The following is a 14,384-nucleotide window of genomic DNA, read 5'->3' on the forward strand; positions in this document are numbered from 1 at the left end:
CGTTCCGCCGTTCAGGCAGCCGCGGCGACTTCGTCGATCGAGGACATGACGGCGTCGGTCGCCGTCTGATGCACCATGTGCCCAGCGCCGCGCACGCGGCGGAAGGTGCTCTGGCGGACGTCGTGATGAAGCCGTCTGGACTGCGCGTCGATGTCGATCAGGCGATCCTGATCGCCGGCAACGATCACGACCGGCATCTTCAGCTCACCGTACGCTCTCCTGAAGCGGAAAGCATCGGGAATCATCAGCGCGGCCTCCGCGGCGGAGGCGCGGATCTGCGACGGGCGAACCGCCATTTCCTTGGGGAAGCCGGCAAACTTCGCCGGAACCGATCGTGGGCCGAACAGCTTGGCCATCAGCAGCGGCCACATCATCCGGCTGATCAGAGGGGAGATGGTGTAGCGCAGGATATCGCCCAGCAAGGGAATGGCCGGAGCCGATCCGGCCACCACGTCGGACCGGAAGGTCGGATAGTAATAGCCGGAGGCGAGCACCATGCCCTTGACCATGGCCGGATGTTCGAGGGCGAGCGCGACGGCAACGGATGCGCCCCAGGAATGACCCAGGACGAAGGCCTCCGATACGCCCAGGCGATCGAGCGCGCTCTTGATCAGCCCGGCCTGCGCCATCGGCGTCCACACGACGTTGCGCGGCCGGTCGCTGTGGCCGAAGCCCGGCCGGTCAAACGCAATGACACGGTAGTTCTGCGCCGCCAGATCGATCAGGCCGCTGGAGGCGAAGTCCTGGATCATGCTGCCGTTGCCGTGCAGCAGCACCAGCGGCACGCCGGTGCCGCGCTCGACATAGTGCAGCCGGACGCCGTCGACGTCCATGAACTGGCCGGCAGGAGGATTGGCCCGCTCGGCAGACTTGGCGAGGCGGCGATTGATCAGTGCTGTGACGGCCAGAACGGCCGTGGCCGCCGCTGCCGCCAGAAGAAATGGATGAGTCTTCGCCAGCGACCGGCTGCGACGCGCCAGCGGCCGGAGGGAGGGTGTCGAGTTGGTCAGGCGGCTGGGCGTCGACGCCGCGAGCGCGCGCGCTGTGGTCCGGGCTGCGGTCATCATCTGCCCTCATGGAAAGGCGTGCACGACACCCGGAGGATCCGAGAAATGATGCAGCGCAGGGGCAACGGCCGGTCACGCGGTTCGTTCCGTTGTGCCGCCCTGGCGCGCATGGTCGGGGTGTAGGTCGACCTCCGAGCGGTCCGGCCGAGCTCGACCAGCGCAATCGGTCCGGCTTCTGCACCCGCCGGCTCGAGGCAGGACCCCCCCAGATGTGCCTTGCGCAAACGGCCCGTCGGGCAGAATCTGCTTTACGAAATTCAGAAATCGTGTTTTGATGCGCGCATCCCGCCTCACTCGGAGGGGCGTTGCGCGCGATCGTCACGACACGCGAGGCGGGGAGCGATGGCCGCGCTTGTGCCGCAGCGTGTCTTCGGACGCGCCGACGAACGGCATGGCGCGGACGTGAAGTCGCAGCGTGCTGACACCCCGATGCTGGTGTCCCGCGCAATGCGCAAGCATTGTCGCGAATGGTGGCCAACAAGCCCGGCGCACCAGGCAGACTGCGTATAAGCGTTAAGACCGTCGCGCAGGGAAGGCCGGGCGTTCTCGGCTGCACCTGTGGTACCTGCCGCCTGCATTTTTTTCGCAGGCGGGCCGCAGGCGTCAGCCGACGCCTGGCCTTCCCTGCGCCCTCCGACGTGATGAGGGTGAACGAGACCAGCATCACCCGGGCAGTGTCTGCCGCGGGAATGCGATGTCGTGCGTAGTTCGATATGGGCACGATCGCGCGTCATCACCGCTGTCGTCCCGGGCTTGACCCGGGACCCATATCCACAGGGAGAAGTTGTCGCGCACGCTGGTCGACCATCGCGCTTAACAACATTGGCCGGTGGGTATGGGTCCCGGGTCAAGCCCGGGACGACAGCGGAGTGAAGGGCAAGACCACGGCTCATCTCCACCTCGCGGAATATTTTCCACGCTTGCCAACCCTCATGCAACGGTCCAGAAAATCTCCAACCATTCGGGACGAAACGACGAGCAGCGGAGACGGAATTGACCATCAAGGGCAAGGCCTACATTGCCGGGATCTACGAGCATCCGACCCGGCATGCACCGGACAAATCCACGGCGCAGCTGCATGCCGAGGTCGCCAAGGGTGCGCTCGAGGATGCCGGGCTCAGCGTGCGGGATGTCGACGGCTATTTCTGCGCCGGCGATGCGCCCGGCGGCGCCTGGCCGATGGTCGACTATCTCGGCCTGAAGGTGCGGCACATCGATTCCACCGAGACCGGCGGCTGCTCCTATCTGATTCATGTCGGCCACGCCGCCGAGGCCATCGCCGCCGGCAAATGCTCCATCGCGCTGATCACCTTGGCCGGCAAGCCGCGCACCGGCCCGATGCCGCCGCGCGCCGCCGGCGCAGAGGCCGATTTCGAGATGGCCTATGGCGCCACCACGCACAACGCCTATGGCATGTGCGCCATGCGCCACATGCACGACTACGGCACCACGAGTGAGCAGCTCGCCTGGATCAAGGTCGCGGCCTCGCATCACGCGCAGTACAATCCGCACGCGATGCTGAAGGAGGTCGTCACCGTCGAGGACGTCATCAACTCGCCGATGATCTCCGATCCCTTGCATCGCATGGATTGCTGCGTGGTCACCGACGGGGGCGGCGCGCTGATCGTGACCACGCCGGAGATTGCCAGGAGCCTGAAGAAGCCGCTGGTGCGCCTGATCGGCCATGGCGAGGCGATGAAGGGGCCGCGTGGCGGCAAGGACCTCGATCTCACTTATTCCGCCGGCGTGTGGTCCGGCCCGCGCGCCTTCGAGGAAGCGGGCGTAACGCCAAAGGACATCAAGTACGCCTCGATCTATGACAGCTTCACCATCACCGTGCTGATGCAGCTCGAGGATCTCGGCTTCTGCAAGAAGGGCGAGGGCGGCAAGTTCGTCGCCGACGGCAATCTCATCTCCGGCGTCGGCAAGCTGCCGTTCAACACCGATGGCGGCGGCCTCTGCAGCAACCATCCCGTCAACCGCGGCGGCATGACCAAGGTGATCGAGGCCGTGCGCCAGCTGCGCGGCGAAGCCCATCCCAAGGTGCAGGTGCCAAACTGCGATCTCGCCATCGCCCATGGCACCGGCGGCCTGCTCGGCGTGCGCCACGCCGCCTCGACCTGCATTCTGGAGCGCGTGTGATGTCTGATCAGAAGAAGCTGCCGGCCCCCGTCACCAATCCCGAGACCAAGGCGTTCTGGGATGCCGCCGCCGAGGGCAAGTTCATGATCAAGCGCTGCACCGCCTGCGGCGAGGCGCATTATTTTCCGCGCTCGATCTGCCCGTTCTGCTTCTCGGACCAGACGGTGTGGGAGCAGAGCGCAGGCGAAGGCGAGATCTACACGTTCTCGATCATGCGCAAGTCGCCGACCGGCCCTTACGCGATCGGCTACGTCACGTTGAAGGAAGGCCCATCGCTGCAGACCAATTTCGTCGACTGCGATTTCGACGCGTTGAAGATTGGTCAGAAGGTGAAGGTGGTGTTCAAGCCCACCGACGGCGCCCCGCTGCCGTTCTTCACGCCGGTGTAGTTGAGGAGCAACAATGCCGGTGGACGTCATTGCGAGCGGAGCGAAGCAATCCAGGGCTATTTCCAAGACTCTGGATTGCTTCGTCGCTGCGTTCCTCGCAATGACGACCGAGTGAGTGTGAGGCTGACGTCGGTGGAGCCCTCTCCCGCCCTTGCGAAGCTCCGCTTCGCTTGGGGGAGAGGGCGCAGCAATGGGCGCCGCGCAACGACAAGCGCGTAGGGTGGGCAAAGGCGCGGAGCGCCGTGCCCACCGTTGCCAGACGAAGAGGCGGTGGGCACGCTTCGCTTTGCCCACCCTACAAGGAACGCGTTTCGGGGAGGACACCAACAACATGCCGATCAACTACGATGAGCTGATGGCGATGAAGGCGATCGGGCAGCCATATGCCTACGGCGATCGCGAGGTGATGCTGTACGCCTATGGCATCGGCATGGGCGCCGATCCGATGGACGAGAGGGGGCTCGCCTTCGTCAACGAGGCCACCGCCGAGCCGCGGCCGCTGAAGGTTGTGCCGACCTTTGCCTCCGTCGCCGCGTGGGGTTCGGGCCCTGGCGACATGAAGCTCAACCGGGTGCTGGTTGTCGACGGCGAGCGCGACATCACCTTTCACCAGCCGCTGGCGACGGCCGCGAAGATCACGGCAGACTCCTCCGTGCTCGCGGTGTCCGACAAGGGCAAGGACAAGGGCGCCGTCATTCGCCATCAGACGATCCTGCGCGACGAGAGCGGCGCGCCGTTGGCGACCCTGGTCGCCTCCCGTTTCGCCCGGGGCGACGGCGGCTTCGGCGGCCCGTCCGGGGGCATCCCCGAGCCGCATCCGGTGCCGTCGCGCGCGCCCGATCGCAGCGTCGACATTTCCACGCGGCCGGACCAGGCGCTGATCTACCGCCTGTGCGGCGACCGCAATCCGCTGCATTCGGACCCCGAATTCGCGCGCCGCGCCGGTTTCCCGCGCCCGATCCTGCACGGCATGTGCACCTACGGTCTCACCTGCCGCGCCGTGCTGCAGACCTATGCCGACTACGATGCGTCAGCGTTCCGCCAGCACGCCGCGCGGTTCTCCTCGCCGGTGTTTCCCGGCGAGACCGTGACGGTCGATCTCTGGAAGGACGGCGACGTGATCTCGTTCGAGGCGCGGGTCAAGGCGCGCAACGTCACCGTGATCAAGAACGGCAAGACGGTGCTGGGTTGATACTTGCCATGTGAGGCACACCAGTTCGTTGTCGTCATGCCGGGCTTGACCCGGGCATCCATCCGCTTCCGAAGATGGATGGCTGGGTCAAGCCCGGCCATGACGAACGAAAGCAAAGAAGACAGCGGAGGAGGCACATATGGGACTGCTCGACGGCAAGGTGGCGCTGATCACCGGCGCAGGTGGCGGTCTCGGCGAGGCCTACGCAAGACTGTTCGCGCGCGAGGGCGCGGCGGTCGTCGTGAACGATCGCGGCGGCCCGCGTGACGGCTCCGGCTCCGACCTGTCGATGGCCGAGCAGGTGGTCGCGGCGATCGAGGCTGAGGGCGGGCGCGCGGTCGCCAACGGCGCCGACATCTCGACCATGGCCGGTGGGCAGTCGGTGTTCGACGACGCCATCCGCCATTTCGGCCGCGCCGACATCCTCATCAACAATGCCGGCATCCTGCGCGACCAGACCTTCGCCAAGTCGAGCGAGGCCGACTGGGACAAGGTGATCCAGGTGCACCTCAAGGGCACCTTCTGCTGCAGCTTGCCGGTGTTCCGCTGGATGCGCGACAACGGCGGCGGCGTCATCGTCAACACCTCCTCGACCTCGGGCCTGATCGGCAATTTCGGCCAGTCCAATTACGGCGCCGCCAAGGGCGGTATCTGGGGCCTGTCCAACGTGCTGGCGATCGAGGGCCGCAAGTACAACATCCGGGTGTGGACGCTCGCGCCGGGCGCGCTGACACGCATGACCGCGGACCTGCCGCGCTACAAGGAGAACCCGGACGCGGCGTTGACACCCGAGGGCATTGCGCCGGCCGTGCTCTACATGGTCAGCAGTCTGTCCGGCGACCAGACCGGCAAGGTGCTCGGCGTGTCCGCCGCGCGCGGCGTCCGTGAGATGCGGATGATGGAGATGGAGGGTTGGAAGCCACCGTCCTCGGCTTGGAACGCCCAGGACATCGCCGCGCACGCAGAGGAGATATTCTTTTCGGAGGCCGATATAGCCAAGTCCGCACGGCGGTTTTGATGTATTCAGGACGTCATTTCGGGCCTGCGCTTGGCGCGTCCGGAATGACGCCAGAGAGATTGGAGACCAGACGAGATGAAGCTCACCGCCGCCGCCAAAGGCACCTTCGCGATCGCGCCGACGCCGTTCCATGATGACGGTCGCATCGACGAGGCCTCGATCGACCGTCTGGTCGATTTCTATGCCGAGGCCGGCTGTGACGGCATCACGGTGCTGGGCATCATGGGCGAGGCGCCGAAGCTGGATGCGGCTGAATCCGAGCAGGTTGCAGTGCGCTTTGCCAAGCGAGCCAAGAACCTGCAGATCATCGTCGGTGTCTCCGCGCCGGGTTTTGCCACCATGCGCGCGCTGGCGCGCGCCTCGATGGACGCGGGCGCTGCCGGCGTGATGATCGCGCCGCCGCCGAGCCTGCGCACCGATGATCAGATCACCGGCTATTTCAAGCAGGCCCAGGAGGCCATCGGCGAGGACATTCCGTGGGTGCTGCAGGATTACCCGCTGACGCTGAGCGTCCAGTTCACGCCGGCTGTGATCCGCAAGATCGTCATGGAAAGCCCCTCCTGCGTGATGCTCAAGCATGAGGACTGGCCGGGCCTGGAGAAGATCTCGACGCTGCGCGCGTTCCAGAAGGACGGCTCGCTGCGGCCGCTGTCGATCCTGTGCGGCAATGGCGGTCTGTTCCTGGACTTCGAGATGGAGCGCGGCGCCGACGGCGCCATGACCGGCTATGCCTTCCCGGAAATGCTGGTCGATGTCGTCAAGCTGTCGCAGGCCGGAAAACGCGACGCCGCGCACGACCTGTTCGACGCGCATCTGCCGCTCGTGCGCTACGAGCAGCAGCCGGGGGCGGGGCTTGCCGTGCGCAAATACGTGCTGCAGAAGCGCGGCGCCATTGCCTCCAGCGCCCAGCGCAAGCCGGCGTCCGGCATCAGCGCCGCGGCCAAGGCCGAGGTCGACTATCTCTTGTCGCGCGTGGCGCGCTATGATGCCCGCGCCAACCTGCAACCTCGTGCCACCGCCGCGGAGTGACTATGGCTGACGCCGCCGCCGTCCGTCCCGCCTCGACCGTGCTGCTGCTGCGCGACAGCGCAGCCGCACGCGAAATCGAGGTGTTCATGATGGTGCGTCACCATCAGATCGAGTTCAACTCGGGCGCCCTGGTGTTTCCTGGCGGCAGCGTCGACAGAGGCGATCAGGAGATCGCCGGCAGGCCGGAGCTCTATGCCGGCGACGACGGCCTGGAGGCCGAGGCGCTCGGCTTCCGCATCGCCGGGGTGCGCGAAACGTTCGAGGAGAGCGGCATCCTGCTGGCGCGGCTGCGCCGATCGGACGCGCTGATCGATGCCGCTGCCGCCCGAGAGATCGAGGCTGCGCATCGTCTGGCGCTGTGCGAGGGCAAGATCAGCTTTTTCCAGGTCCTCGAAGCTCACGGCCTCGTGCTCGCGCTCGATGCGCTCGTTCCCTACGCCCATTGGATCACGCCCGAAGGCATGCCCAAGCGCTTCGACACCTGGTTCTTTCTGGCGGCGGCGCCGCCGGACCAGCTCGGCGCCCATGACGGCCGGGAATCGACCGACTCCGTCTGGGTGTCGCCGCGCGAGGCGCTGGCCGGCGGCGAGGATGGCCGCTTCAAGCTGCCGTTCCCGACCACGCGCAACCTGATCCGGCTCGGCAAGCAGCCCGCGGTGGCCGATGCCCTGGCGGCGGCGCGGAACATGGACGTCGTCACCGTGATGCCGGTCATGACCAAGACCGCCGAGGGCGGTCGCCAGCTGCGCATTCCGCGCGAGGCGGGCTATGATGGGGAGGTGTTCGAGTTCGGTGCGGCCGGTTAACCGCACAGGCTATTTTTCGTCCGGCGGATGATGCGCGGACGAGAATTGTTCTCTATATGTTCATTTGGCCGCCCGGCGGCTCGTATATAGTGCGGTTCCGACCATCGGATCCCATGAGTAGATTACCGGACCTCGACACGGCCTGCAGCAGCCTCCGATCGATGACGATCGGGCGGATGATCTTTGGCAGCTTTTTGCTGCTGCTTGCCGTGATCACCGCGACCAGCATGGCGAGCGTGATCGCCATTCGCCACATCGATTCGACCTTTGCCGAGTTGCAGCGGCTGCAGGGCGTCGGCGATCTCGCCGAGGAGATCGACCAGCGCATGAACGAGCTGCGGCTCGCGGCGCGCGATTTCGTCACCGATCCCGGCTCGCGCTCCGACCGTGCCATGGAGGCGGCGACCGAGCTCAGCGCGCTCCTGAAGAAGACGCGCCTGCAGCTGGCACCGGAGCAGCAGGCGACCATCGATGGTGTGTCCCAGCGGCTCGCCAATTACCGCGAGGGCATCGACCGGATCAGCGCGCTGATCGCCCGGCGTGCCGAGCTGCTGTCGGGTTTGCCGGCGGCGCGCGAGAGCTTCGAGGACGCCATCGCCGGCCTGACTGATCGCGGCACGGCGCGGGCCTTGTTCCAAGTGCAGAACCAGGTCGGCGCGGCGTTGCTGGCGCGCGACCCGGCTGGCGCCGAGCAGGCCGCCCGCAGCATGCGCGCAATGCCGATCGAGGACAGCGCCCTGCGCGCGGCAGCGGACCGCTACGCCGAGGCGATCATCGCCATTGCCGGCACCGAGGACGAGATCGCACGCCTCGACAAGGAGGTGCTGGGCATCGAGGGGCGGCTGATCGGCCGGGTCACGGAGCTGCTGCGCGCCTTGAGTGCCAGCCAGGGCAAGGTGCTGTCGCGCGACTTCGCCCGCACGCTGGCGGAGACGAAATGGCAGAGCATCATCTTCGGCACGGCGGGCGTTCTGATCGGCATCTTTGCTGCCTCGTTCGTGGTGCGCCGCACGGTGAAGCCGCTGGCCTCGATCGCACGCTCGATCCGGGCGCTGGCGGCGGGCGAAAAAGCGGCGTCGATCCCGCAGACCGACGTTCAGAACGAGATCGGCGACATCGCGCGGGCGGCAGAAGTCTTTCGGCAGACTTTGCAGGATGCCGACGCGGCGCGCGAGGCGGCAGTCCGCGCGCTGGCCGAGCAGCGGCTGGCCGAGGAGAGCTATCGCAAGCTGTTCGAAGCTTCGATCGACGGCATCTATGTCACCACACCGAGTGGTCTCGTGCTCAATGCCAATCCGGCGCTCGCGCGCATCATGGGCTACGAATCCGCGAGCGAGCTGATCCAGAGCGTCAACGACATCGCGGATACGATCTATGTCCATCCCCTGGCGCGCGAACGCTATCAGCGGCTGATGCGGCGCGACGGCATGGTGCGCGAGTTCGAATACCAGGTGCGCCGGCGCACCGGTGAGATCCGCTGGCTTTCGGACAGCGCCACGGTGGTGCGGGATGAGAACGGCGAGGTAATTCGCTACGAAGGCGTGGTCCGCGACATCACGGATCAGAAGCGCGCCGAGGACGCGATCGCGGAAGGCCGGCGATTGCTGCAGCAGGTCATCGACACCGTGCCGGCGGTGATCAACGTCAAGGATAGCGAGCTACGCTATGTCCTGATGAACCGCTACATGGCCGGCATCTTCAACGTCGAGCCCGAGGATGCGCTCGGCCGCACCACCGGCGAGCTGATGTCGCGCTACGGTGCGAACAAGACGGACTCGAACGACAAGCGCGTGCTGGCGACGAAGGCCGGCCTCGGGTTCTACGAGGAGGAATACCTCGATTCATGCAACGTCATGCGGCAATGGCTGGTCAACAAGCTGCCGCTTCTCGATGCTGACGGCGAGGTCGACAAGATCGTCACCGTGGCGCTCGACATTGGAGAGCGCAAGAAGAGCGAATTGGAGATGCGCAAGGCCAAGGAGGCCGCCGAGACGGCGCTCCGGAACCTGCGCGAGACCCAGGCCTCGCTGATCGAAGCCGAGAAGCTCGCGGCGCTCGGGCGCATGGTCGCCGGCGTTGCCCATGAGGTCAACAACCCCGTCGGCATCAGCCTCACGGTCGCTTCCGCGCTCGAGCGCAAGACCGAGCGCTTCAGCGAGGCGGTCACGCGGGGCGAACTGCGGCGGTCGAGCCTCAACGAGTTCATCGAGATGAGCCGCAGTGCTGCTGGGCAGCTCGTCGCAAATCTCAATCGCGCGGCCGAGCTGATCCAGTCGTTCAAGCAGGTCGCAGCGGACCGCAACTACTCCGACAAGCGCACCTTCGATCTCGCCGATCTCACCGAGCAGGTGGTGATGAGTCTGCGCCCGGGCGTGCGCAGACAGAACCTGACGGTGAATGTGGATTGCCAGCCCGATCTGGTGATGAACAGCTACCCCGGGCCTTATGGGCAGGTTCTGACCAATCTCTTCCTCAATGCGGTCGCGCACGCGTTTCCGGACGGCAGGAGCGGTGTGATCGAAATCAGGGCGCGGGAGTCCGGGCGCGACAATGTCGAGATCATCTTTTCCGACAATGGCTGCGGCATGTCGCTCGACGTTCGCCGCCGCGCCTTCGATCCTTTTTTCACGACGCGCCGCGACCAGGGCGGCACCGGCCTCGGCCTGCACATCGTCTACAGCATCGTGACCAACCGGCTCGGCGGCCGGCTTGATCTCGACTCCGAGCCGGGCGCCGGCACGCGCGTCCAGATCATTCTGCCGCGGGTCGCGCCTCTCGAGCAGGCGGCCGAGTAGGGAGATCCGCAATGCGCGGGGATGCCGCGCCGCTGCGTGAAACTCCGGATTGACTCTCACGAAGCCGAGATCGAATCGAAATCTGGCCCAGTTGATGCATCATTATCCGTGCACCCTGGGGTGGTGCAGGAGCCAGATGGACCAGATGGAAATGAGCAAATGGATCGTGTCCCGCGGCCATGAGCCGCATCGAGCTGATCGTGCCGACATCAGCAACACGGGTTCGAGGCGACCGGCGGTCGCTCCATGGAAGCCGCCCATCCAGGTCGGCGGTGCGGCGCTGCTGATCGCACTCTGCGCGCCACCGTCACTGGCGCGCGATCGCGGCCAGTATGCGAACTCGTCGCCGGAGATCAAGGCATGGTTCGACGGCCTGCGTAGCGGCAAGGGCCCGTGCTGCTCGGATGCCGACGGCAGCGCCGTCAGCGATGTCGACTGGGAGAGCAGGGGCGGTCACTACCGCGTCCGCATCGAGGGGGAATGGCTCGACGTTCCCGACGAGGCGGTCATCACCGAGCCCAACCGCGTCGGGCGCACCATGGTGTGGCCGATGCGCGGCTATCAGGGCCTCTCGATCCGCTGCTTCATGCCGGGCAGCATGACGTAGCCGAGCGGGGCGGCGCTCAGACGTATTTCTTGTCGCGCTCCAGGAGCTCGATGGAAATGCCCTGGGGCCCGCGGATGAAGCAGATGCGAACACCGGGGCGGATCGTGGTCGGCTCGGTCGTGAAGGTGACGCCCTTGGCCTTGAGCTCGGCGGCCGCGGCGTCAATGTCCTTCACGGTGAGGCCGAAATGATCGAGGCCCTGGTGCGGGGGCACCGGCGGCTCGTTCACTCCGTCGCCCGGCTCGACCTTGGCGATGAACACGCTGGCGCCGCCGAGCTTGACGTCGATGCGGCCGGGATTGCGGACGATCTCGCCGCCGAGAATGTCGTGAAGCCAGTTGGCGGTGGCTTCCGGGTCAGGGCTGCGCAGATGGATATGGTCCCACGTGACATTCAACATCGTCGAGATCTTTCGAAAGAGTGAACCGCTTGCGGCGCGGCGGCGTTCCTTGAGGCGTCGGCAGCGGAGCGGATGTTTACCGGCCCGTCGCCGGCCGCGCCAGCCCGGCTGCCCGACCGGTATCCGGGCCTGCCCTCCAATTGTCGGCTTTGCATGCAACCCTATCGATGTTTGCCGATTGAAGCTTCCAGATGCCCCCGCCGGGCAGCCGATGGTGCAGACATGAGCGCGGGTCTCTCTCGTTTGCTGGGACGCAAGCCCGATGCCGCGGCGTCGCTGGCCATGCGCCGAAGCGGCGGAGCGTCCATCCCTTTGGGAGCCGCCGTGTCGGGGTTGGCGATCCTCGCGCTGATCATGTTCGGCGCAGTCGGGTGGCTGATCATGTCGGTCGAAGAGGAGGAGATGGCCGACCTCCGCCTTGCGCAAGTCACATCGGCCTCCCCGAGCGGCCGGTATGAAGGAGATGAAGACGGGACGGAGCCATCGCATGGGCTCTCGTCCGTGGTGCCCAGTCTGGGGTCCAATGCGCACCCCGATTCGTCCCCGGTCGTCGGCTCCGGCCGGAACGTCATGGACGCGCATGCCAGTCTGTCGCCGACGATGCTGCCTGTGTCATCCGCTGCGCTCGACCCGGCCGCTCTGTCCGGCCTGCGGATCAGTTCCCAGTCCTGGCGGCGCGGCGGGCTTGGATCGAAGGCGCTGGTGACCTTCACGCTACGGAATGCCAACAGTTTCGCAGTCAAGGACGTCGAAATCAGCTGCGCCTTCAGCCGGCGCGACGGCAGTCACGTCACCGACCGCCGACGGATCGTGCCCGGCCAAGTCGGGTCGCGCAGCCGCAAGACCTTCGCGGCGGTCCACGTCGGATTCGTCAACGTTAACGTCAGCGCGGCCAAATGCGCGCTGGTTGCAGCGACCAAAATCTAATTATGTCGCGCTAGTCTCCCACGGTCTTTGAACCCGAGCGTTCGACGCGGGAACATACTGTCATGATCCTCCGTTAGGTGGATGTCGGCGCAGGTGCCGACGGAGCGGTAAATTATGCCCATTCTCCGTTACTTTCTTTTCGTCGGTGGAACTCTGCTGGCGCTGCTCGTCCTGGCGGATGCCGTGCTTCCCAGCGTGCCATTGCCTGCAAGCCTGTCGTCTGCGTCGGATCTTCCCCCGGTGCGCATTCAGTCGACGCGAAAGTGGCCGGAGCGGATCGTGATGGACACCTCGATCGCCACGCCAACTCCGGTGAAGCTCGCGAAGGCGGAGCAGCCTCCGGCAGAACCTGCGGGAGAAGTGGCCAAGAACGGTCTCCGCGACGCCTTCGCGCAGATGAGCGCCGTCGAAGCCAACCCGCAGGTTGCGGCCGTGAAGGCCGCCGAGAAGCCTCGTGCGACGCGGATTGCCGACACGAGCAAGGCGAAGAAGCGAAAGGTCGCAAGAGCTCATCTGGGCAGACCGATGATCCTGGTCGCGCAGCAGCCGCATGTCGGCCCTTTCGCTTGGACCTGGTAGTATCGATTGCCCGCAGTCCCTGGTCGATCCAAGCAGTCCCGGTGCAATCGCGCGCCGGGGGCGGTCGAACTGACGTGGGCTGCTGCGCCGTTTTTCACGCCGCCGCGCTGCCTTGATCTTGCGCAAAGTGCGCTCCTTCCGGAACGCCTAGCGTCCCTTGCATGGGACCTGGGAGCGTTTGCCCGGGGACCCAGGAGACGCTGAATGACGACTACCACGCCCACCCTCTCGATCTCGCCGGAGAAGGTCGCCTTCGTCGTGACCAAGATCCACAAGCATGAAATGGAAGCGGCCGAACCCGAATTGCTGGCAGATTTGGCGGATGACGACGCGGCGCCCGGTACCGGTGGGCGAGGTTTGAACACGGACAGGTCGGAGCTCGTCAGCTTCATCAGGGGCCTCAATGTCGACGAACAGATCGATCTGGTCACGCTGATGTGGCTGGGCCGGGGTGACGGCTCGCTGGACAATTGGGATGAGCTTCGTGCGCAGGCCGCTCAGGCGCACAACAATCGCACCGCGACGTACCTGATCGAAACTCCGATGCTTGGCGACTATCTGGAGGAGGCTCTCTCGGAGTTCGGCCTTTCCTTGGAAGACTTCGAAGAAGGCATATAGCTGGGCGGCGTCTCCCGATGGATTCCCAGCACGTTCTTCGTTGCAATTCGGATGATGGAGTAATCTCATGGACAAGCTGAAGGTCGGAACCGGTGATTGGATCGTCGTGTGCGACGGCCGCAAGGCACTGATCCTCGAGAACGTCGGTGACAGCATGTTTCCGAACCTGCACACCAAAGAGGTCCGTGAGCAGGAGAACGACCGCACGAGCGCTCAGGGCACTGATGCGCCCGGCTCGGTGCAGCAGTCATTTGGCAATGCTCGGAGTTCGGTGGATCAGACGGATTGGCATGATCAGGCTGAGCGCGCCTTTCTCAAGCAGCTTGCTGATCGCCTGCATCAGGCTGTCCTGTCGGGCGAAACCAAAGCCGTCACGATGGTGGCGTCGCCGCGCGCGCTCGGGATCATCCGCGCCGACTATTCCGACGCGGTACGAAAGGTGCTGCATGGCGAGGTCCACAAGGATCTGGTCAAGCTTCCGGTCTACGAAATCGAGAAGCAGCTGCTCGCCTGAGGCCGGCTTTCTCATACCAATGAGCGCCCGGAGGCCCCGTTCGCGGTTTCGACCGCGACGGGATCAATGTGTGCTTTCATGCGACGGTGTCGATTCCGGCGCAGCAGGCACCAGACTTGTGTCAAGGTGCGCGGCTCCTTTTTCGACGATCTCGTAGCCGCAATCATCCAGCCAGGCGATCAGGCGATCGGCCATGGCGTAATCCCAGGTCGGGTAGGAGCGTGCGATGACCTGGCGTGGCGTGAGCTTGCGAGACATTGGTGATCCTTCCCTGATCTCATGGTGCTCGATGAGACGTCGA

General features: G+C 65.5%; 15 protein-coding genes. 12 read left to right on the plus strand and 3 right to left on the minus strand.

Features of this window, described 5'->3' with window-relative positions; all coding sequences use genetic code 11:
* Positions 1 to 11 precede the first annotated feature (11 nt).
* Positions 12 to 1,064, minus strand: coding sequence for an alpha/beta hydrolase (locus QX126_RS10895; RefSeq protein ID WP_315780866.1), 1,053 nt, complete (start codon positions 1,062 to 1,064; stop codon positions 12 to 14).
* 996 nt (positions 1,065 to 2,060) lie between these two features.
* Between QX126_RS10895 and QX126_RS10900 the strand changes: the two genes are divergently transcribed.
* The 8 genes from QX126_RS10900 (at position 2,061) to QX126_RS10935 (ending at position 11,045) form a co-directional block, all read left to right on the plus strand.
* Positions 2,061 to 3,209 carry a thiolase domain-containing protein gene (locus QX126_RS10900; RefSeq protein WP_315737640.1) on the plus strand — a complete coding sequence of 383 codons (1,149 nt, stop codon included), beginning with the start codon at positions 2,061 to 2,063 and terminating at the stop codon, positions 3,207 to 3,209.
* Positions 3,209 to 3,598: a Zn-ribbon domain-containing OB-fold protein gene (locus QX126_RS10905; protein WP_315780868.1), complete on the plus strand. Its 390-nt coding sequence runs from the start codon at positions 3,209 to 3,211 to the stop codon at positions 3,596 to 3,598. The genes QX126_RS10900 and QX126_RS10905 overlap by 1 nt, the downstream gene beginning before the upstream one ends.
* A gap of 331 nt (positions 3,599 to 3,929) precedes the next feature.
* Positions 3,930 to 4,790, plus strand: a complete 861-nt coding sequence (locus tag QX126_RS10910; protein ID WP_315780870.1) for a MaoC family dehydratase — start codon at positions 3,930 to 3,932, stop codon at positions 4,788 to 4,790.
* Between the two features lie 139 nt (positions 4,791 to 4,929).
* Positions 4,930 to 5,808 carry an SDR family oxidoreductase gene (locus tag QX126_RS10915; RefSeq protein WP_315780872.1) on the plus strand — a complete coding sequence of 293 codons (879 nt, stop codon included), beginning with the start codon at positions 4,930 to 4,932 and terminating at the stop codon, positions 5,806 to 5,808.
* A 75-nt stretch (positions 5,809 to 5,883) separates the two neighbouring features.
* Positions 5,884 to 6,837: a dihydrodipicolinate synthase family protein gene (locus QX126_RS10920; RefSeq protein WP_315780874.1), complete on the plus strand. Its 954-nt coding sequence runs from the start codon at positions 5,884 to 5,886 to the stop codon at positions 6,835 to 6,837.
* Positions 6,838 to 6,839: 2 nt separating this feature from the next.
* Complete coding sequence (locus tag QX126_RS10925) at positions 6,840 to 7,643, plus strand: NUDIX hydrolase (RefSeq protein WP_315776594.1); 804 nt, start codon at positions 6,840 to 6,842, stop codon at positions 7,641 to 7,643.
* Positions 7,644 to 7,756: 113 nt separating this feature from the next.
* Positions 7,757 to 10,438 (plus strand): PAS domain-containing protein, encoded by a 2,682-nt coding sequence (locus QX126_RS10930; RefSeq protein WP_315780876.1) that lies wholly within the window; start codon positions 7,757 to 7,759, stop codon positions 10,436 to 10,438.
* Positions 10,439 to 10,583: 145 nt separating this feature from the next.
* Positions 10,584 to 11,045 (plus strand): hypothetical protein, encoded by a 462-nt coding sequence (locus QX126_RS10935; RefSeq protein ID WP_409997751.1) that lies wholly within the window; start codon positions 10,584 to 10,586, stop codon positions 11,043 to 11,045.
* A 16-nt stretch (positions 11,046 to 11,061) separates the two neighbouring features.
* Here QX126_RS10935 and QX126_RS10940 read toward each other — a convergent pair whose 3' ends face one another.
* On the minus strand, positions 11,062 to 11,445 hold the full coding sequence (locus QX126_RS10940; RefSeq protein ID WP_315737647.1) for a VOC family protein: 384 nt from the start codon (positions 11,443 to 11,445) through the stop codon (positions 11,062 to 11,064).
* Positions 11,446 to 11,667: 222 nt separating this feature from the next.
* Here QX126_RS10940 and QX126_RS10945 point away from each other — a divergent pair, with 222 nt between their 5' ends.
* The 4 genes from QX126_RS10945 (at position 11,668) to QX126_RS10960 (ending at position 14,083) form a co-directional block, all read left to right on the plus strand.
* On the plus strand, positions 11,668 to 12,372 hold the full coding sequence (locus QX126_RS10945) for a hypothetical protein (protein ID WP_315776592.1): 705 nt from the start codon (positions 11,668 to 11,670) through the stop codon (positions 12,370 to 12,372).
* A 114-nt stretch (positions 12,373 to 12,486) separates the two neighbouring features.
* Positions 12,487 to 12,951 carry a hypothetical protein gene (locus QX126_RS10950; protein ID WP_315737649.1) on the plus strand — a complete coding sequence of 155 codons (465 nt, stop codon included), beginning with the start codon at positions 12,487 to 12,489 and terminating at the stop codon, positions 12,949 to 12,951.
* Between the two features lie 204 nt (positions 12,952 to 13,155).
* A complete protein-coding gene (locus QX126_RS10955) occupies positions 13,156 to 13,569 on the plus strand; it encodes a DUF3775 domain-containing protein (RefSeq protein WP_315737650.1) in 414 nt (137 codons plus the stop codon).
* 67 nt (positions 13,570 to 13,636) lie between these two features.
* Positions 13,637 to 14,083, plus strand: coding sequence for a host attachment protein (locus tag QX126_RS10960; protein ID WP_315737651.1), 447 nt, complete (start codon positions 13,637 to 13,639; stop codon positions 14,081 to 14,083).
* Between the two features lie 63 nt (positions 14,084 to 14,146).
* On the opposite strand, the gene QX126_RS10965 is transcribed toward QX126_RS10960, so the two are convergent.
* Positions 14,147 to 14,341 (minus strand): hypothetical protein, encoded by a 195-nt coding sequence (locus QX126_RS10965; RefSeq protein ID WP_315737652.1) that lies wholly within the window; start codon positions 14,339 to 14,341, stop codon positions 14,147 to 14,149.
* Positions 14,342 to 14,384: the final 43 nt, after the last annotated feature.

The sequence above is a fragment of the Bradyrhizobium sp. SZCCHNPS1003 genome (assembly GCF_032381555.1).
GTDB lineage: Bacteria > Pseudomonadota > Alphaproteobacteria > Rhizobiales > Xanthobacteraceae > Bradyrhizobium.

What these genes read in the sequence shown, in the direction of transcription:
- QX126_RS10895 (WP_315780866.1), bottom strand. Translation starts at nt 1,064, where the DNA reads ATGACCGCAGCCCGGACCACAGCGCGCGCGCTCGCGGCGTCGACGCCC.
- QX126_RS10905 (WP_315780868.1), top strand. Translation starts at nt 3,209, where the DNA reads ATGTCTGATCAGAAGAAGCTGCCGGCCCCCGTCACCAATCCCGAGACC.
- QX126_RS10910 (WP_315780870.1), top strand. Translation starts at nt 3,930, where the DNA reads ATGCCGATCAACTACGATGAGCTGATGGCGATGAAGGCGATCGGGCAG.
- QX126_RS10915 (WP_315780872.1), top strand. Translation starts at nt 4,930, where the DNA reads ATGGGACTGCTCGACGGCAAGGTGGCGCTGATCACCGGCGCAGGTGGC.
- QX126_RS10920 (WP_315780874.1), top strand. Translation starts at nt 5,884, where the DNA reads ATGAAGCTCACCGCCGCCGCCAAAGGCACCTTCGCGATCGCGCCGACG.
- QX126_RS10925 (WP_315776594.1), top strand. Translation starts at nt 6,840, where the DNA reads ATGGCTGACGCCGCCGCCGTCCGTCCCGCCTCGACCGTGCTGCTGCTG.
- QX126_RS10930 (WP_315780876.1), top strand. Translation starts at nt 7,757, where the DNA reads ATGAGTAGATTACCGGACCTCGACACGGCCTGCAGCAGCCTCCGATCG.
- QX126_RS10935 (WP_409997751.1), top strand. Translation starts at nt 10,584, where the DNA reads ATGGAAATGAGCAAATGGATCGTGTCCCGCGGCCATGAGCCGCATCGA.
- QX126_RS10940 (WP_315737647.1), bottom strand. Translation starts at nt 11,445, where the DNA reads ATGTTGAATGTCACGTGGGACCATATCCATCTGCGCAGCCCTGACCCG.
- QX126_RS10945 (WP_315776592.1), top strand. Translation starts at nt 11,668, where the DNA reads ATGAGCGCGGGTCTCTCTCGTTTGCTGGGACGCAAGCCCGATGCCGCG.
- QX126_RS10950 (WP_315737649.1), top strand. Translation starts at nt 12,487, where the DNA reads ATGCCCATTCTCCGTTACTTTCTTTTCGTCGGTGGAACTCTGCTGGCG.
- QX126_RS10955 (WP_315737650.1), top strand. Translation starts at nt 13,156, where the DNA reads ATGACGACTACCACGCCCACCCTCTCGATCTCGCCGGAGAAGGTCGCC.
- QX126_RS10960 (WP_315737651.1), top strand. Translation starts at nt 13,637, where the DNA reads ATGGACAAGCTGAAGGTCGGAACCGGTGATTGGATCGTCGTGTGCGAC.
- QX126_RS10965 (WP_315737652.1), bottom strand. Translation starts at nt 14,341, where the DNA reads ATGTCTCGCAAGCTCACGCCACGCCAGGTCATCGCACGCTCCTACCCG.